At 35.7% G+C, this 16,215-nt stretch carries 31 protein-coding genes; 27 read left to right on the forward strand and 4 right to left on the reverse strand.

Annotated elements, in window-relative coordinates:
* Positions 1 to 14 precede the first annotated feature (14 nt).
* The 4 genes from NYE28_RS09535 to NYE28_RS09550 all read left to right on the forward strand — a co-directional run bounded on the left by NYE28_RS09535 (position 15) and on the right by NYE28_RS09550 (position 3,793).
* Positions 15 to 248, forward strand: a complete 234-nt coding sequence (locus NYE28_RS09535; RefSeq protein WP_122503942.1) for a helix-turn-helix transcriptional regulator — start codon at positions 15 to 17, stop codon at positions 246 to 248.
* Positions 232 to 1,314: a site-specific integrase gene (locus NYE28_RS09540; RefSeq protein ID WP_218791686.1), complete on the forward strand. Its 1,083-nt coding sequence runs from the start codon at positions 232 to 234 to the stop codon at positions 1,312 to 1,314. The genes NYE28_RS09535 and NYE28_RS09540 overlap by 17 nt, the downstream gene beginning before the upstream one ends.
* An 86-nt stretch (positions 1,315 to 1,400) precedes the next feature.
* Positions 1,401 to 2,792: a DNA sulfur modification protein DndB gene (locus tag NYE28_RS09545; RefSeq protein WP_122503945.1), complete on the forward strand. Its 1,392-nt coding sequence runs from the start codon at positions 1,401 to 1,403 to the stop codon at positions 2,790 to 2,792.
* A gap of 20 nt (positions 2,793 to 2,812) precedes the next feature.
* Positions 2,813 to 3,793, forward strand: a complete 981-nt coding sequence (locus tag NYE28_RS09550; RefSeq protein WP_122503947.1) for a hypothetical protein — start codon at positions 2,813 to 2,815, stop codon at positions 3,791 to 3,793.
* A gap of 223 nt (positions 3,794 to 4,016) precedes the next feature.
* Here NYE28_RS09550 and NYE28_RS09555 read toward each other — a convergent pair whose 3' ends face one another.
* Positions 4,017 to 4,241 carry a helix-turn-helix transcriptional regulator gene (locus NYE28_RS09555; RefSeq protein ID WP_122503948.1) on the reverse strand — a complete coding sequence of 75 codons (225 nt, stop codon included), beginning with the start codon at positions 4,239 to 4,241 and terminating at the stop codon, positions 4,017 to 4,019.
* Positions 4,242 to 4,423: 182 nt separating this feature from the next.
* On the opposite strand from NYE28_RS09555, the gene NYE28_RS09560 reads away from it, so the two are divergent.
* The 17 genes from NYE28_RS09560 to NYE28_RS09640 all read left to right on the forward strand — a co-directional run bounded on the left by NYE28_RS09560 (position 4,424) and on the right by NYE28_RS09640 (position 10,082).
* Positions 4,424 to 4,639, forward strand: coding sequence for a YopT family protein (locus NYE28_RS09560; RefSeq protein WP_326365266.1), 216 nt, complete (start codon positions 4,424 to 4,426; stop codon positions 4,637 to 4,639).
* A 394-nt stretch (positions 4,640 to 5,033) separates the two neighbouring features.
* On the forward strand, positions 5,034 to 5,213 hold the full coding sequence (locus NYE28_RS09565; RefSeq protein WP_122503951.1) for a hypothetical protein: 180 nt from the start codon (positions 5,034 to 5,036) through the stop codon (positions 5,211 to 5,213).
* Entirely contained in the window at positions 5,206 to 5,442 is a 237-nt protein-coding gene (locus tag NYE28_RS09570) for a hypothetical protein (RefSeq protein WP_342490425.1), read from the forward strand. The genes NYE28_RS09565 and NYE28_RS09570 overlap by 8 nt, the downstream gene beginning before the upstream one ends.
* Before the next feature lie 54 nt (positions 5,443 to 5,496).
* Positions 5,497 to 6,081, forward strand: coding sequence for a hypothetical protein (locus NYE28_RS09575; protein WP_342490426.1), 585 nt, complete (start codon positions 5,497 to 5,499; stop codon positions 6,079 to 6,081).
* A complete protein-coding gene (locus NYE28_RS09580) occupies positions 6,078 to 6,308 on the forward strand; it encodes a hypothetical protein (protein ID WP_342490427.1) in 231 nt (76 codons plus the stop codon). The genes NYE28_RS09575 and NYE28_RS09580 overlap by 4 nt, the downstream gene beginning before the upstream one ends.
* Positions 6,305 to 6,502: a hypothetical protein gene (locus tag NYE28_RS09585; RefSeq protein WP_342490428.1), complete on the forward strand. Its 198-nt coding sequence runs from the start codon at positions 6,305 to 6,307 to the stop codon at positions 6,500 to 6,502. The genes NYE28_RS09580 and NYE28_RS09585 overlap by 4 nt, the downstream gene beginning before the upstream one ends.
* Positions 6,492 to 6,695: a hypothetical protein gene (locus tag NYE28_RS09590; RefSeq protein ID WP_342490429.1), complete on the forward strand. Its 204-nt coding sequence runs from the start codon at positions 6,492 to 6,494 to the stop codon at positions 6,693 to 6,695. The genes NYE28_RS09585 and NYE28_RS09590 overlap by 11 nt, the downstream gene beginning before the upstream one ends.
* Positions 6,692 to 6,862, forward strand: a complete 171-nt coding sequence (locus NYE28_RS09595; protein ID WP_342490430.1) for a hypothetical protein — start codon at positions 6,692 to 6,694, stop codon at positions 6,860 to 6,862. Before NYE28_RS09590 ends, NYE28_RS09595 begins: the two co-directional genes overlap by 4 nt.
* A complete protein-coding gene (locus tag NYE28_RS09600; protein ID WP_342490431.1) occupies positions 6,859 to 7,164 on the forward strand; it encodes a hypothetical protein in 306 nt (101 codons plus the stop codon). Before NYE28_RS09595 ends, NYE28_RS09600 begins: the two co-directional genes overlap by 4 nt.
* Positions 7,161 to 7,376, forward strand: a complete 216-nt coding sequence (locus tag NYE28_RS09605) for a hypothetical protein (RefSeq protein ID WP_342490432.1) — start codon at positions 7,161 to 7,163, stop codon at positions 7,374 to 7,376. Before NYE28_RS09600 ends, NYE28_RS09605 begins: the two co-directional genes overlap by 4 nt.
* Positions 7,373 to 7,549: a hypothetical protein gene (locus NYE28_RS09610; RefSeq protein ID WP_342490433.1), complete on the forward strand. Its 177-nt coding sequence runs from the start codon at positions 7,373 to 7,375 to the stop codon at positions 7,547 to 7,549. Before NYE28_RS09605 ends, NYE28_RS09610 begins: the two co-directional genes overlap by 4 nt.
* 105 nt (positions 7,550 to 7,654) lie before the next feature.
* Complete coding sequence (locus tag NYE28_RS09615; protein ID WP_342490434.1) at positions 7,655 to 8,452, forward strand: hypothetical protein; 798 nt, start codon at positions 7,655 to 7,657, stop codon at positions 8,450 to 8,452.
* Positions 8,453 to 8,600: 148 nt separating this feature from the next.
* Positions 8,601 to 8,813, forward strand: a complete 213-nt coding sequence (locus tag NYE28_RS09620; protein ID WP_342490435.1) for a hypothetical protein — start codon at positions 8,601 to 8,603, stop codon at positions 8,811 to 8,813.
* A gap of 41 nt (positions 8,814 to 8,854) precedes the next feature.
* Positions 8,855 to 9,130, forward strand: coding sequence for a hypothetical protein (locus NYE28_RS09625; protein WP_062623445.1), 276 nt, complete (start codon positions 8,855 to 8,857; stop codon positions 9,128 to 9,130).
* Between the two features lie 40 nt (positions 9,131 to 9,170).
* Complete coding sequence (locus NYE28_RS09630; RefSeq protein ID WP_259429518.1) at positions 9,171 to 9,413, forward strand: hypothetical protein; 243 nt, start codon at positions 9,171 to 9,173, stop codon at positions 9,411 to 9,413.
* Between the two features lie 11 nt (positions 9,414 to 9,424).
* On the forward strand, positions 9,425 to 9,670 hold the full coding sequence (locus NYE28_RS09635; protein WP_104843455.1) for a hypothetical protein: 246 nt from the start codon (positions 9,425 to 9,427) through the stop codon (positions 9,668 to 9,670).
* 196 nt (positions 9,671 to 9,866) lie between these two features.
* Positions 9,867 to 10,082, forward strand: coding sequence for a hypothetical protein (locus tag NYE28_RS09640; protein WP_342490436.1), 216 nt, complete (start codon positions 9,867 to 9,869; stop codon positions 10,080 to 10,082).
* 13 nt (positions 10,083 to 10,095) lie between these two features.
* Here NYE28_RS09640 and NYE28_RS09645 read toward each other — a convergent pair whose 3' ends face one another.
* The gene (locus NYE28_RS09645; RefSeq protein WP_335432114.1) at positions 10,096 to 10,470 is read right to left on the reverse strand and encodes a YoqO family protein; all 375 of its coding nucleotides are present in this window, start codon (positions 10,468 to 10,470) and stop codon (positions 10,096 to 10,098) included.
* A gap of 366 nt (positions 10,471 to 10,836) precedes the next feature.
* Here NYE28_RS09645 and NYE28_RS09650 point away from each other — a divergent pair, with 366 nt between their 5' ends.
* The 3 genes from NYE28_RS09650 to NYE28_RS09660 all read left to right on the forward strand — a co-directional run bounded on the left by NYE28_RS09650 (position 10,837) and on the right by NYE28_RS09660 (position 13,033).
* The gene (locus NYE28_RS09650) at positions 10,837 to 11,352 is read left to right on the forward strand and encodes a hypothetical protein (RefSeq protein ID WP_020954113.1); all 516 of its coding nucleotides are present in this window, start codon (positions 10,837 to 10,839) and stop codon (positions 11,350 to 11,352) included.
* A gap of 36 nt (positions 11,353 to 11,388) precedes the next feature.
* Entirely contained in the window at positions 11,389 to 11,751 is a 363-nt protein-coding gene (locus tag NYE28_RS09655; RefSeq protein ID WP_020954112.1) for a hypothetical protein, read from the forward strand.
* Between the two features lie 874 nt (positions 11,752 to 12,625).
* On the forward strand, positions 12,626 to 13,033 hold the full coding sequence (locus NYE28_RS09660; RefSeq protein WP_342490437.1) for a hypothetical protein: 408 nt from the start codon (positions 12,626 to 12,628) through the stop codon (positions 13,031 to 13,033).
* 74 nt (positions 13,034 to 13,107) lie between these two features.
* On the opposite strand, the gene NYE28_RS09665 is transcribed toward NYE28_RS09660, so the two are convergent.
* Both NYE28_RS09665 and NYE28_RS09670 read right to left on the reverse strand, forming a co-directional pair.
* Positions 13,108 to 13,920, reverse strand: coding sequence for an ATP-dependent DNA ligase (locus tag NYE28_RS09665; RefSeq protein ID WP_342490438.1), 813 nt, complete (start codon positions 13,918 to 13,920; stop codon positions 13,108 to 13,110).
* Between the two features lie 69 nt (positions 13,921 to 13,989).
* Complete coding sequence (locus NYE28_RS09670; protein WP_342490439.1) at positions 13,990 to 14,664, reverse strand: SOS response-associated peptidase; 675 nt, start codon at positions 14,662 to 14,664, stop codon at positions 13,990 to 13,992.
* A gap of 70 nt (positions 14,665 to 14,734) precedes the next feature.
* On the opposite strand from NYE28_RS09670, the gene NYE28_RS09675 reads away from it, so the two are divergent.
* The 3 genes from NYE28_RS09675 to NYE28_RS09685 all read left to right on the forward strand — a co-directional run bounded on the left by NYE28_RS09675 (position 14,735) and on the right by NYE28_RS09685 (position 16,183).
* Positions 14,735 to 14,950: a hypothetical protein gene (locus tag NYE28_RS09675; protein WP_342490440.1), complete on the forward strand. Its 216-nt coding sequence runs from the start codon at positions 14,735 to 14,737 to the stop codon at positions 14,948 to 14,950.
* A gap of 83 nt (positions 14,951 to 15,033) precedes the next feature.
* Positions 15,034 to 15,921 (forward strand): hypothetical protein, encoded by an 888-nt coding sequence (locus NYE28_RS09680; RefSeq protein WP_095353273.1) that lies wholly within the window; start codon positions 15,034 to 15,036, stop codon positions 15,919 to 15,921.
* Entirely contained in the window at positions 15,911 to 16,183 is a 273-nt protein-coding gene (locus NYE28_RS09685) for a hypothetical protein (protein ID WP_014470192.1), read from the forward strand. The genes NYE28_RS09680 and NYE28_RS09685 overlap by 11 nt, the downstream gene beginning before the upstream one ends.
* The last annotated feature ends 32 nt before the right edge of the window (positions 16,184 to 16,215 follow it).

Consider the following 16,215-nt stretch of genomic DNA (forward strand, 5'->3'; position numbering starts at 1 on the left):
ATAAGGAGGATCCTATGTCAAAGCGAATTAAAAAGCTGATGGAAGAACGCAACATCACAATGGAACAGATTGCAAAAGAAACAATGATTAATATTGATAAACTCAAGAAAATCATTAATGAACCGCATGAGGGAGATGTAACTTCCGTTAAGCTGATCGCTTTGGTACTGGATGTTTCCATTGATGATCTTATTGATGATAACGAATTTAAACGGAAGGAGGAACAGGACGATGAGTGCAGAAATTAAACCTATTAAGGAATACAAGGTGTTTGAGGATATTATGAGCTTTCTCTACACCAAAGACATAGCCAGCAGCTCAGGTAACTCAAAGTACCAAACTCAGGATTTAACTGCTGTTTCTAATACACGAAAAAATTATGCATGTGATATAAAGCAATTTTTCAGAATCATAAAAGAAAAAGAAATCGAATATTTGTCTGAAAAAGATTTAGAAATCACTAAAAGCGACCTTGCGGGGTATATAAAACATCTTCAAAGTAAAGGACTTGTAAATAAGAGTATTAAAAGAAAATTAGCATCCTTAAGAATGCTATATAAATACCTTAACCACGATTACAAAGAATTTATTGATTTAAGCGTATTTGACTCTGTTGGAAAGTTGAAAACAGTTGAGAAGAATTGGGGAAGAACAAACAAAGAAGAAGCTGATCTTATAGCCGAAGATATGTATATTAACGAACGTCAAAAACCATTACACAAAAAACTGTGTGTGAAGGCAGCAGCAAGAACTTCTTTTCGTCTTAGCGCATTATTAGTTTTAAGATGGATTGATTTTGAACTTGATCCGACGACCGGTCATTATGTGGTTTCAGTTTTAGACAAGGGCTCTAAAGTGGTGTCTACTGGGATCAATAAATCTTTTTATGAAGAGCTTTTAGAACTAAGAGATGAAAACGCAGTCGACACGGATTATGTTTTTAAAGGTCTATCTGAGCAATCTCTAAGACATTCTCTAAAACGGTCTAAAGAAAGGTTGGGTATACCGCCTGAGAGGGACTTGAAATTTCACTCTTTTAAGGGCGTGGGTATTGACTATGTTTACGAACACACTGGTCACGACATATTAGCTGCGAGGGAGCAAGGTAATCATAGCAGTGTAGCAACCACTGAACGTTATATGAGTAAAAGAAAAGATATATCCAAGGCTGCAGGCGTTATTATGGATGAGGACATTGAAATTGACATTCTTTATGAAGCTAAAAAAGAAGATTTTATTTCTTTTTTTGAAACAGTGGAGCCGTCAATACTGAATAAATTCATTAAATTCCAATCGGAATCAAAAGAGAAATGATTATAATAATTATTATTTATTTTTCTCTTGATAATAAAGTTTCCCTTTGGTAACTTTATTTTAGCAACATAATATGAGGTGATATAATGACGGTAATATTTGACCAATCTGCAAATGAGAAATTGCTCACCGAAATGAGAGACGTGTTTTCTGAAAAAAAACATATACGCTCTTTTATAAATGATGTCCAAATAGGTATGGCGGAGTTCAAAATACCTCCTGGTACAACACAAAAAATAATTAACGAATTAGAAAATCCAGAGTTAGACCTTTCTAAAGAATACATGTATTTTTTAGCTAAATGCCTATTCAAGATTCTTGAATCAGAAAGGTTTAACCCTGCCAATTATTTTACTGAAGCCGATATGCAGGATATTGAAACGCTTTGGGAAGGTGAAGTGGAAGACGAAATTAAACTTCCTTACACCTTTAAAAACGCTGTTAAATACTCAGATAGCAATTTAACATTCCAGATTACTGCTGAAGAGCTTTATCGTCTATTTGAAAATAAGCTACTTCATTATAATCCGAATGCTCAAAGAACAAATAAAACCAAGAAACTTGAAGGAACTGATATTGAAATACCCGTTCCTGAATTAAATAAAAAATCAGTAGATGAAATTAAAGAGTTGTTTAAAGAGGGAAAATTAATAAGTTCAATGTTCACTTTTAATGCACGTGTAGGCAGCGCGGATGAAGGAATTGAGTTAATATATGACGAAGAAAATATGTCTTTAACTGTAACTGAAGGTACAATTTTGGACGTGCTGGACGGGTATCATAGACTTATCGGGATAACCACTGCAATTAGACAACATCCTGAATTAAAGCATTTGCTAAAGCGTGTGTTCAAAGTAGACATATACAATTACACTCAAAAACAGGCTAGAGAGCATTTTGGACAACAGAACACTATAAACCCTGTGAAAAAATCTAAGGTTGCTGAGATGAGCCAGCATTATTTCTCGAATAAGATCGTTAAGTTTATTCAAGATAACAGTCTCATTGGCGATTACATTAAGACTAACAGTGATTGGATCAACCGCGGGCAAAACCTGTTAATTACTTTTTCGGATTTCAAGAAAGCTGTTGAACGCAACTATTCTAAAAAGGATTTTAGCAATCAAGCAGACATCTTGAAAACCGGGAGATACTTAAGTGCCTTTTTTGATGCTATGGCCAATATTTATATTGATGAATTTTTAGGCAGTATTGCAGACGAACGGAAGCGATCTCTTGTTAACGCCAATTTGTTTTTTAACGGCTATGTTCAATTAGCGAAACGATTACAGGAATCAGATGTATTGATTGATGATGTAGAAAATAAGGTCGAAGAGATACTAAAACCAATTGATTTCAGAAAAGACAATCCTCTTTGGAAGGAGCTTGGGGTCATTGATAATAACGGTAATCCGAGAGCTCCTCAAAAAATTTGTGACTTCTTCAGAGAAATAGAGATAGAGCAGCAATTTAATTAGCTTAGGAGATGTTTGATGCAATGTTCAATAGTGATATTAAGGAAAAGTATTTAGATTCTGTTACAGAGGCAGTAGCTCATCAGTTGAGACCCCTGTTCTCAAAATCAGAAATAACGGAAAATCTTTATAAAAAAGATATTTATGATTTCACTTCAGTACAGATTTTAGAGCTAATACGATCATTCGATCAAACAACAATTGGGAGTGTAAAAAGAACATTATCATTATTGTCAATGTATATCGATTGGGCAGCATCTTATAATTTGAGCAAGGGTACTGTAAATTTAGCGAGAACTATATCGAATGAAGAGCTATATGGGTGCTTAGGTGGTAAAAAATTATACATCTCCTATAGTGAACTGGAAGAGATGCAAGAAAAACTGGTCAATTATCAATCGAAAGCAGTTCTAAGATGTTTGTTTGATGGCATCTCGGGCATGGCGCACTCGGAACTTCTTAGTCTTTCACGGCAACAAATTGAAGAAGCGATGTTAAATGGTAACGTTCTAACATTGCATGACATAAAGAATGGCGATCGCAAATTAAAAGTTAGCAGCGATTGTCTCATAATTGCATTAAACGCTTCAAAGGAAACCAAGTATCAATTGAAAAATGGTAGAGGCGAAGGCTGGGCAAAAGAAGTCTCCCTGGTGGACAATGACTATGTAATAAAAACTAAAATAACTCGGGGAAAAAATGAAGGGCAAGCCGGTAGACATATAATCACGAATTTAATTACGGATATCTCAGAATTCTTTAAAATAAACTTTCTTACGCCTAATACAATTGTAAGGTCGGGTCATCTTTATCGAGCGTATCAGCTTTATAAAGAAAGAGGCGTTGTCGATAATGCCGTTAGATACCAGATCATCGATGATTTTAATTTAGTTGTTAGTAATAGATCTAGGGCTGTTTACAGCATGAAAGATTACGTTAATGAAGAAGTGATAAAAAAGCTTTATGCAGAAGAGTTAGGTTTAAAAGAAGAAGAATTAATTTAAATTTTATTTTCCCTGCCCAGCTTAAAGCTGGGTGTTTTGTTATGTTCAAAAATAAAAAATATGCATAATATTAATATTCATATGAAAAATTTCGACATTCGACAAAACTAGACACAATATGCCAAAATAAGTTCTTTCCACCAATGGCAGCATGTAGTAAAATAGTTGTGTAAACCGTATGGTTTACTCAGGAGGAGACCAAGACATTTGTCTTAGTCGAAACTCAATGCCGTTCAACCTTGAATTCATAGAGATCTTCCACATTACAATCTAATGCTTCAGCGATTCTTTTAGCTGTTCTGATAGTCATCTCGACTTTTTTCATCCGGTTATAATCGCTCAATTGCTGCTTTTTGATTCCTGTTATTTCAGCAAGTTCATTAATTGTAATGTCTTTCTTTCTACAAAGTTCAGGTATCAAGCATTGCCCGATCCCAACTTTAATCATTATCGGACATCCTCCTGCTAGTTCTGTTATGGAAAGACATAATACATATCATACCATACGATGACTTCAAATAACCACTAGCGTTACACTCATATTAATTGTATAATGTTATCAAACAAAACAGAACGCTTGTTCCCTTGTAAGGTTGTCGGAGAGAAAAAACATAGTATAGGAGAATGAGGATGGCAGGTTATTTGAACAATGTATCACTACATCTAGAAATTGCACTTAAAAACAAAGCAAAAAACGAAGAGGTTTCTCAAAGCCTTGCTGAAAGACTGTGTGAAAAACTCATGGTCGCCAGGGAAGTATGCTTTCTGCAGGCAGACGGGACAGTTGAGAAATTTAAATTGAATGACATTGATTATGAGGTATCTAATACTGAAGAAGTACTTTAAATAAAAAAAATAGGAAGACTCCATGGAATTACAGCATGTGCATTACAGCAGTGTAGTTGGAGCTTGTAGGTGAACACGTGAAATTGTTTGTTGATCTTCAGGATTACAACACCGTTAATCTCAAACTAACTAAAAAGATTTTGACATCAGAGCAATATCAATTCCTTTTAAACTTTAATGGCAAACATGTAGACGTAACAGTGTCCGTAACACCAGAAAATCTGGTGAAAATAAGGGATCATATCAATGAAATAATATTTAAATTTGCAGAATGAAAAATCAAATTCGGTCATCTGGAAAAAATATGATCGAATTTGATTGACAAAGATTATTTTGTAGCGTAAATTATAGTTAAATATAAAAAATAAGTATATGGTGGTGAGTTAGAAAAGCAATGCTCCTTGATGAAAAGTTGAGTAAATTAAAAGACGCATATGATACACTTCTCATTCACAAAGACAAAAAAGAAATGAGAAGAGTTGTAGGGCTATTTCATTCAATAATCGATTATGCGTATGAAGGTATGTACATAGCAGAGATACAAATTGACCAAGAAGGAGAGGCCAATGATTAGAACAAAAAGCTGTATGAACAATACAATTTCATTAACTGATTTTAATAAAGTAAGTTTAGTTAGAAGAATTATAGAAAAAGAGAAAATTGGTTATGTGTGCGCACATCCGATAAAAGAAAAATACTTTGAATTTGTTGATGCCGGCTCCGATAAGAAGGGAAGCAAATACAAAAGGGAATACATAGGGTATACAAAATTCTTTATTAAAATGAAGTTAGATAAAAATTAAATATAAGTACATAAAATGTAAGTTTTATAGAGATTCAGATAAGGAGGATATATGTTGAAAGAAATAAATATGATTGAACGTTCTTATTGTGGAAGTGGAGGATGTATAAGTTGTCCCTTCTCGCACAGTGAAGAAGCTGAAATGGCTCAAAATTACGGATGTTTGCCCACACCCCAGCAAATTGTAGAGATGAAGGAAAAGAGTGGACATAATTGGGCTTGTCATAGTGATGAGACGGTTTTGTGTGGAGGTTTCGCTAAATACATAAAAAGAAATAGACCTGATTTAAACATCAATGAAGGGCAGTTAATTGCATATGAAACTTGGGATCATGAAGGTGAAGCCAAGGCCATACAGGAAGCAAATTCAAAAGAACTCCAACTGGCTCAGGAAGAGATTCAGCGGCTTACAAAAGAGAACAAAGAACTAAAATTAAAGACCGAGGAACAGAAAGAAAAAAGCGGAATGAATGATACTTATATGGTATATGACACGCAAAGCGAAGATGTACAATTCCACGGCACAATGAAAAGCGCGGGGAAAGATTTTGAGTGCGCTATGGATGGATTAGATAACGGGGAAACAGCTTATATTTTGAAAGTGATCAAAGTGTTTACACCGAAGGGGGCTTCAGAATGAAGACAAGGAAATTAACGATTCCAGCCCGCGATACCAATGGTTTCCTGATCGGGTTCAGGGAAGTTAATGCACTTTGGAAATGCCCTACTTGTGGCGGGGAAATGGGAAATCCTCAGCTCACGCAGCACGCTGAGGACGGATTCTTCGGACAAGTTCATATTTGGAAAAATCCCTGCGGACATGTAGCTCATTATAAAAATCTGAAGATTGTAGGTGATGTGGAATGACGTGGATAGATTTAGTAAGGAAGTACTTTCCCGATGCCAATGATAAGCAGTGTAATTTTATATTGTGGGAAAAAACTGCTTTCCCTTTAGCTTCTGTGGAAACTATTGAAAATCAGTTGCAGGAATATCAAACAAACATGTTTGCAGATAGAAGGAGTAATCGGGTCACTAAGGAGGGTGCTTATGAATGCTGAAGTACAGCGTATTGAATATAAGCTTTGGTACGAAGTTAAGTTCGGTTGGACGCATTTCAGTTTCGGCGCTAATGATGATAAAACTGCATTGAAATATGCAGAGGAATACGCAAAAAATAACTATATCATAAATTATAAAGTGGAAAAAATAACGAATGAGACATTGCTTTGGACTGGGGAGGGCGCCGAATGAGTGGAAAATATCGTGTTTATGATGAAAGAACTAATGAAACCATTTTTCAGTCGGGAGACAATGCAGAATGTGTGAGATTCATCCTCCGTCATTATGATGAATCACATAAAGATTCCGAACACATTTTCATTAATCGGGTCAATGAAAAGAAGGAGGGCGCGGAATGAGAAAGACAAAAATCAAAACAAGCGATAAGGTTGAGGTCACGCGGGAACAGGCGCGGGCGATCAAAGAAGGCATGAAGTTTTATTTAAGAATGGCTGATAATGATCCTCAGAGAGTGAACGATTTAACAAATGGGGATAAAAAAGAATTTGCGCGTCTTCAATTTGTAGGGAAACAATTTGTCATTAATAATGGTGACGTCGAACCGTGGACTGGATTGTTTAAATCACTGAATAGTATGTATGCTGATGATCTGAATCAGGCGATTTTAAAAGGTTATATAGTGAAGGAGGGAGCGGAGTGACGGCATACAAAGATAAATCAATTCAACTTTTCAATCTGATGGATGAGTTGAGTGAACAAGTAAATAACGTCATACATGACGCGGTTACTACTTCCAAAAAGCGAAACAGGCTCGATGTGATAGATCAAGGTGCGAAAGATGCCGAGCGGATCACAAGAGAAATTCAAATGCTTGTCAATTCGATGCGGCGGAAGAAGGAGGAAACAAAATGAAGAAAGATGAATCAGTTTCAGTTATAGACGCAATCAAATGCCCTCATTGCAAGTATTTAATGGACTATGACCCTTATCTTGATGTATGCGATATGTCAGGTGAGTTCGAAATGGATTGTGAGAAGTGCCGCAAGCCTTTTTATGTGAATTTTTGTAGTGCATTTCACTTCTGAAAAAGTGAAGGATGAAAAATGATTATTGAGCTGTCTCATAATATTAACGAACCAAATAAAAGATGCATTTTAAACTAAATTAAAAATAAGTGGAGAGTGAATTAGATGAAAAAAGAAAACAAAAATGAACAAATTGAAGCAACTATTAACGAAAATAACGAAATGGGCGTATTCGAGCACAGAACTATCCGAGAGGATCACATGTACCGGGACGAGATTTTGGATCGAATAAAGGTCGTACCTCTACTTGGGAACTCTACAGAAATTACAGTTGAGATAGCCGCGGAGTATTATATGGTTCCTGTTGATACGATCAAGACCGTCATTAAAAGAAATAGAGATGAATTTAATGATTATGCTGAAATTAGAGTTTTAAAAGGTAAGAGTTTGAAAGAATTTTGTCAGGTTCATGATGAACCTCGCAAAATTATAAGCTCGAAAGTCAGAAGTTTGCAAATTGTTAATCGAAGAGGATTACTTAGATTAGGAATGTTACTTACTGAATCCAAAGTTGGAAAATCAGTTAGACACTATTTGTTAAATGTAGAGGAAGCCACTCCAAAGCAAATTGCTATTTGGGCAGCAAAAAGAGAAATTGCGAGGACAGAACGAAAACAGCTTACCGATGCAATTAAGGAATTTTATGAAGGAAACATGAAGGATGCTCATGCGTATACAAACTTCACTCAACTTGTTTATAAAGTTTGTTTTGATAAAAACAAAAAAGAACTAATGAATGTATATGATTTAGATGATAAAGATTCACTTAGAGATGCAATGACAACTGAGGATCTTAAAAAAGTGGTTCAAGCTGAAAAAACTATCTCAGTTTTGGTGAAATTGGGGAAAGACTACGCGGAAATCAAAGAGGAGCTATTGAAAAATAAGCACAAGTTTCAATAAAAGTAAAATTTCATTGGAATAGAAAGTAAGAGATTTTTTGACACATTACAAGCACATTTGCAGAACTGGCTGCGGCCATACCACTATTATTGATAAATTTTATAAGAGACAGAGAGCGTTTTGTGGAATATGCGGGACTCGTTCAACAATGGAGTACATGGGTGAGGTTGAACTTAAAAACGGTTCCTTGGATTTAGAATTAAGCATTGAAAAGATTAAGCACTATTCAAAGCAACTTGAACGATTGGCAAGCTTTAATGGAGCAGACGGTGAAGAAATGCTAAAGGATAAGTTGTTTGAAATTGATCAGATTTCAACAGATATAAACGAGTGGTGTAAAACCATTTTAGGAGATAGGTAAAATTGAAGTTTTAATCAAGGAGGACTGGGATAACCAAAAATATGAGAAATGAATACGACTGGATAGATAAAAATTATAATACCTACACAGTTGATCAGATATCTGATCGGTATTTAAAGAATATACTTCGATTTCTTTGTAATGGTGGTGGCTATCATAGTTATCTAGATGAAGGTAAAATCACTAGGTTATTTACAGAAGCCACGAGCAGAAAAATAAAACACTCGTTTAAACTTGAAGATGCAATTCAAGCATATAGAGATGAAGAACTCTTTGAACATCTTAGGTATTTAGAATATTTAAGTGATAAAGAATGATAAAAAGACTGTTTTAACGGAAGTGAGAGGTGAGCAGTTAATGAAATTAAGGATAATGAAATGTTCAGATGCAAGCTACTGGTACAGAGATAAGATAGGCATGTATTATGATGTATTAAATAAAGGTGGGATCGCCCACAGCGTACAACATGATTCAAACACAGCTTTTTCAAAAGCCGCAGTTCTTAAAGAAGATGCTATTGTTTTTGAAGATGAAAAGTTTGATAAAGTTCAGCTATTGTTCAGAAAGCTAGATGATCAGCTTAAAAAGATTTGTTTATAGGAGGGCATGCAATGTTAAAAGAAGTTAAGACATTGGTTTTTGATCCAGACATCGTAAAACGTTCAACACCTGTCAGAGTTAGACAGCGGTTTCCAAATGGGAATTGGTCAGAACCAGAACTAGGTTTTGTTCACAATAATAAAGGAGAATCTTTTAGTTTTACCACTTATGATGGACGTTCAAAAACCAATAAATCTGTTAAGGCAAAGGACGTATTTAAAGGAATTGTTGAAGTCGAAATGGGCAGTTGGGCATGAAAACAAAATAAAAGGACTATTTCATTGTAAGGAGGAAGGCACATAGGTTATTTAAAGCACATAATTGATACAGCCTGGTTTAACTTAGTTTGGTTTAGATGGCATCTTGGAGCGGACATAAGCGTATTTGACGGCTGCGGATGGAATACATATAAATATTTAAAGGGTAAAAATAAAATAAATGGAGGTTGTAAGGATGATAAAGAGGAATCTGCTTAGCAACCATGTTGATGAGATTATTGGTGAATATTACGCTGCTAAAGGATATTCAGTCCATAGCATTGAACACCAGGAAAATGGACAACTGATCGTTGTTACGGAACAAGTAGCTGAGGAGAAGGAACAGGCAAAGGTTGATATTGCCTTTGATTTTGTACATAGAAGACCACATAAGAAGAAGTATTTAGCTTAAAAAAGGCAAAGAGTCAAAGCTCTTTACCATCAGGTGTTTTCCTTAACCGGTTCGCAATGTACTTCATTACGTTTACTGCAATCGACACTAATGCAATAATCAATGCTATTTCAAATAAGAGGATGTATCCAAAATTCACATTAAGCTTTTCAAAGTAATCGCTGGTAATAGAGAGGATTTTATAAATCCCTAGCATAAAAATAATAAAGGAAACTCCTAAAATTACAAGTGACTTTTTAGAATAATCTTTAGCGTGTTCAAAATTATAAATCATTATTGATACAAATAACAAACCCGTAGCAATCTTGTGGGATAGCGAATCATCGGCCGAAAATGATTGTACTACTATGCTGATGATTAATCCAGTAATACCGATTGTTTTATTCAAGGAATCACCCACTCGTATGTAAGTTAGGTATGAGTTTACCAATTAAAGGGGATTTTCTCAAGGCAATACACATTAAAGTTAAATTAAAATGCTTTCTCAAGAAAGGGGTGGAAACATGCTTGGTTATCAGAAAGGGAAGCAAGTAAGGTGGCATGAAGATGGGGAGATGGGAATTATATTGTGGACGACAAATCGAGGTTCTGTGGGAGTTAAATGGAGCTCGGGTGAATACGGTGAATACAATTATAAAGTTGATGAGTTACTAATATTAACAGATTAGTATTTTACCCAAAAGTGAACGCATGACAGCAAGAAAAAGGTTTAGTCTAAATGAAATCGTGATTTTAAACAGATAGGAGGAAGCGAATGAATCAAGATATTCAGTTTTTAAAAGAACTTCAGCAAGAGTTGAAAAATCAAGACAGCGACTGTCAAGCTGCACCGCGTTTCTGGACAGTTGGCGATTATGAATGGGTCGAAGTTCGAGAAGAAAACGCAGAACGGTATTCTGTATACCTGCCATATATTGCAGAAGCATATGTTTTAGATGATTATTTAGAAGATTTAAAAGAAGATAGTGAGCTCTCTAAGGAAGCTTTAACAGAGTTGAAAAAGGATGACTTTGATGATCCTATTGAGTGGATTCAAAAATACATTGATGAAGAAGCAGAATTAATTCCAGAAAGAAAGGTTCATATTGTACGGCCGGATACAATGTTTTTGACCAAAGCAGAAGCGAAGGCTCATATCAAATTAAATAGGCATCACTACACTTCAGAAGCTCATACTTACGCAATGACAGCTTGGAGGGCACCGAAAGTAGAGCGGCTGCTTAAAATTCTCGAAACGTTTGATTGGAGTTCAATTACGATATCTAATTAAAAGATAGTTTTCAAAGTGAAAATGGGGGGAGTAACAATGAAAAAATTTGAAGAAATCATTAATCAAAAATCAGTACTCCTGAACGAATGGGAAGGAAAAGAAAAGGTTGACGTTTTGTCAGACTTTGAAGAAAAAGAAACTGATGTAAACATTCTGTTTGCCTCTTATGATGGTGACATTTGTGAAGGGCACGCTTGGGTTCTATTTGAAGAGGAAGGGAAATTGTTCGAGGTTAATGGTTCCCACTGTTCATGCCACGGTTTAGAAGATCAGTGGGAACCTGAAGAGGTTACTCTCAATGTTTTAGAACACAGGTTGTTGAATGGAACATTTGGAGAACCGGATTTTAAGGAAGAGCTATGTGACTTTTTGGGTGTTGAATTTAAATTAAACTCCTAGAAGATCGCTATCTAAAGCAGTAACCATATAGATATCGATCATAGAGAGAATATCAATCTCTATAACGCCTTCTTTCCTCAAAGTCATCGGGATACTCATTCTGCTTTGTCTTGGACTTGAATACAAACCAAATTACAGCAGCTAGCATGTAATCCATGACTTTATCAAAAGTCCAATTTGTGAATAGATCCATTAGAAATTTCATTACCTTTCACCTCCCAAGAATGTCCTATCTCTCTTAGATGGCATGCGTAAGACATGCCTCTATTAATAAAAGAGTGAAAAGCAATATGAAAATCAAAAAGAATTGAAAAAAACATGAAGAAAATTGAGGTGGAGCATATGGGGCAAATATATGCGTGCTTTCTGAACGGTAAGTTGTACGGATGCGGCGACATCGAGTATATGAACGACCTATTCCGCGATTACGTTGTTTATTGCGAGATGTATGGGAGAGACGACTGTACATTCCGGATAACTACGAAGGAGAAAGCTCGTAGAGTATTGATTAACGAAACTATATACGAAAACAATGAAGCATTAAAACGATTGGAGGGTGAATAATTGCGGTTTTGGATTACGTACGGGGCATATGTTTTCTTTTTCGCATATTCGATCACACAGCTTATTACATTTGAGTCGGGTAACTATACCGGCTTGGCAGTATTTTTGATTCCCCTTATACTGTCGTCGTTTATAACAGCATTAGTCGTTTCCCTCGGGTTATTCGGAAGTAGTTCCCATAGCGGATATGGAAATGGAGGAGGAGAATAAATGACGAATATTCTAAATGATTTTGTGGGCTATGATATTTGGTGATTATTAAAGAATAAAAATAAAATAGTTATTTTATAGAAAGAGGGGAAGAGTGCAGATGGCATCAGCAGAGCAATTGAAACGAATGAACGACATAAACGATTTGATTAAGCTTATCGCAAGCATTGATAGATGTATTTTCTACTGTAAGTCAAAGAATCGGATAGCGTATTTCAGGTTTAAGAAAAAACTGTTCTTCGTTGATGATTACACGGGGAGTGATGTTTACCCGTATGAAATGGGATACGGGCGTGCAAACGGCTTTTCGCATGGAGGTAACATGTGGCAACTGGTCAACAGCTTCAGAAAATTCATCATAACAGGGAAATACGGCGAGCTGAGGGATTATAAAGAAATATGGGCTTACAGCTATGAAGGATGTATGAAAATCCGTCAGAAGGCGAAGGAGATCGGTTTCATTGAAAGTGTTGATTACCCCTATAGCTTTGATGAATGGGCAAGTTAAACTAATTGATTCATGTACTAAATTTTCATTTGGATTAAGTTATCTTTGCACTAAGGAATTATGTAACGGAGAGATTAGACTCTCCAGGATTCAAAGGAAGGTATGCGGAGTTTACCGTTTTTAGTCTTAAATCTGTGTTTAACCTTACATGAGATCGGTTCTACAAATACATATTCGTCAGATTCAGACTTTACTTGTTTCATAGAGTGGAATTTACTTTGTTCTGCGTTCGGCATGAATTCCATAAATCCGGCTGCAGTTCCATCAGGATAAGACAGAAGAAATTTTATATCCTCTTTGGTGTAGCCGGTGATAAGCACATCTGTGTAATCGTAGTTAATCACTTTCAGCCAGCTATGAGAACGTTTATTGATTTCATAAGGGGAGTTAGCTTTCTTTAGTACGATCCCCTCAAGATGCTTTTCACTGGCCAGATTAAAATAAGCTAATCCGTTTCCTTTCAGGCCTTCAATTACAAAGACATTATTATGATCAAGGTTAAGGTCTAAAAGTATGTTTTTACGTTCAGTGAGCGGCTTATTAGCGATTGAATGTCCATCAATATAAATTACATCGAATACACAGTAAACCACCTTATGGGCTGATTTCTTAGACATAAAGCGTTCCATTACAGCTTCGAAATCAGGAGAACCGCCTGGGGCAGCAACAATAATTTCACCATCTAAAACAGTTCCATTGGGGATATCGAGATCCAACAGTTCTGGGAACTTGCTTGTTACCTCATTGTTGTGACGAGTATAAAGCTTTATCTGATCATTAAACTTGGAGAGAATCAGTCTAATTCCATCAAATTTCAGCTCGGTAATATAACTATCGTCATCAAATGGTTCTATAATTGAATGCAATAACATTGGCGATACAAACAAAATATCACCTCCTACTTAGAACATAATAGCTAAGCGAAGGTGATATATAAAGCAAAATGACTGTGGTACTTAATGGGATTCAATGAGCTCAGGTGAATTGTTTTTAGGTGAGTTCACTAAAGATGAAACCTGGTATGCTTCCATGTCATCAGCATCATAAGGCTGCAGTAAGCTTTGAAGATAATCAGGATCTGTGTTTTTAGGATTTAGCCATTCCTTTTCATTTTCATCAGTAAGAATAACCGGCATACGATCATGTATGTCCTCCATAAGCTCATTGGGTTTTGTGGTAATAATTGTGCAGGTGTATAAAGGATTGCCTTCTGGTGTGTTCCACTTTTCGTATAAGCCTGCAAAAGCGAAGAGATTGGACGATTTAAGTTTAATCCGCATAGGAATCTTAGTCTTTGGATCAAGGCGTTTCCATTCATAAAAACTGTCAGCTGGTATGATACAACGTTTGCTGACAAGTGGTTTTCTAAAGCTTGGTTTCTCGGACAGAGTTTCAGCACGGGCATTAATCATTTTATAGCCGATCTTTTCGTCTTTAGCCCAAGGAGGGATGAGACCCCATCTAAGTTTGCCCAGCCGATTGTTTGATCCGTCGTTGATGATTGTCAGGATGTTTTGTGAAGGAGCGACATTATAGCTTGGATGGTTTTCGTTTTCAGACAAAAATTGATCTATATTAAACTGTTCGATTATGTCGTCAAACTCAGAAAATAAAGTGAACCTGCCACACATGTTCATCATCCTTTAGGGTTTTTGAATATTGTACAGGCTTGATACACGAAAATCAAAAAGGAGGAATGTGATGAAGCAGCAAACAGTTGAGGTTAAAGAAGTGGATGTGTTAATTAGAGGGATATGGACAAAGAAGAAGTTCACTGATATTAAAAAGGGGCAAACTTTTAAGATTGAGGAAAATGGGAAGGTAACGAAATACATAGCTAGAACAGATCCCTATTGGGATGAGATGTACGAGGCTTACATAATTGATTTATTTAATAAAAATAAAATAAGTGTATAAGAATTAGAGAGAACAGATAGCCTCGATGAAGATAAAACAGAGATTTTATAAGGGTAAAAATAAAATTAAAAAGGGGAAATTTGATGAAGCTAATTGGTATTAAAACAAGTAACTGTTTTTTGGTGTCTGACAATATTGAAGGAAAGAAATATTTTCATAGTCAATTAGATGAATTGTTTTTCGATGGGAAACGAGCAACTGAAACGTATAAATCAGACTGGTTTAAGCTTGATAAGGAGCCAAGTGTTATTGAAAAGCAAATGCCTGCTAAAAAAATCAATCATAGGTATGAATTAAAAGAGGGGTTCCAGGAAACTGATTTGACGCCACAAGTAATTAAAACTTCTTACATAGGTGAAGACAGTGAATACTATGAAGTGAAGGGTCTATATGATTTAAAATTTGAAGAAGTCCCGCAACAGAATCAAAAAATTGAGTTTGAAATGAATGTAATTGAAGAAATTGACGGAGAACTTAAGTTGCAAAGCCATAATTTTAACTTGAATTATAACTTACTGGATAGAATTCAAACTCATCCAATGCTTCTTGAAACAAAGCCGTGTTACTTGTCCCGAGAAGAAAGCTATAAGATTATCAGAAACCATATAAAAGCCAATATAAACCCTAAGTTTGCAAGAATAACGAGTGATTATGATTTCTGTTTAACTGTGGTCAAAGTTTTGGAGCTTTACAAACCTCAAGAGTACGTAGTTGATCTAAATGCAATGTACAAACGTAGAAAGCCTAAACTTGAGAAAAGATTTCAAACCAAGCGGGAGGTTGAAATTTACAATGTTGCACCCAAAGCCTATCAGAGCTATCCAATTGTAGAGCCTTTTAGTGGTAAGGACGTTGAAGATTTAAAGAGTAATATTAAGAAATTTTTAGATGATCTGATGACTAAAATCAACGAGCCCTTAGTCGAATGTGAATGCTGCAAAGGAAGAGGGGTTATTTTGAATGAAAATTAAATTGGACAAAGATTACATGGTAAATGAATTGGGGCTGCCTGAATCCTCAATTTTAGAAGAAATCACTGATACGTCTAGGTGGAGTATTCATTATCGTATTGTGTTTGCATATCAAGACAAGTTTTATGAGACAACTTACAGGGAAGGCGCTACAGAGTTACAAGAGGAGAGACCATGGGAATACGATGACCAGGTTGAGTGTTTTGAAGTTGAGCTTAAGGAAGTTAAGGTTAGAAAATGGGTAAGAAAAGAAACTGAATAAAAACGATATTTTAACCAGTATACAGGGAGGTA

Source organism: Bacillus sp. FSL R5-0443 (assembly GCF_038608285.1).
Lineage (GTDB): Bacteria > Bacillota > Bacilli > Bacillales > Bacillaceae > Bacillus > Bacillus velezensis.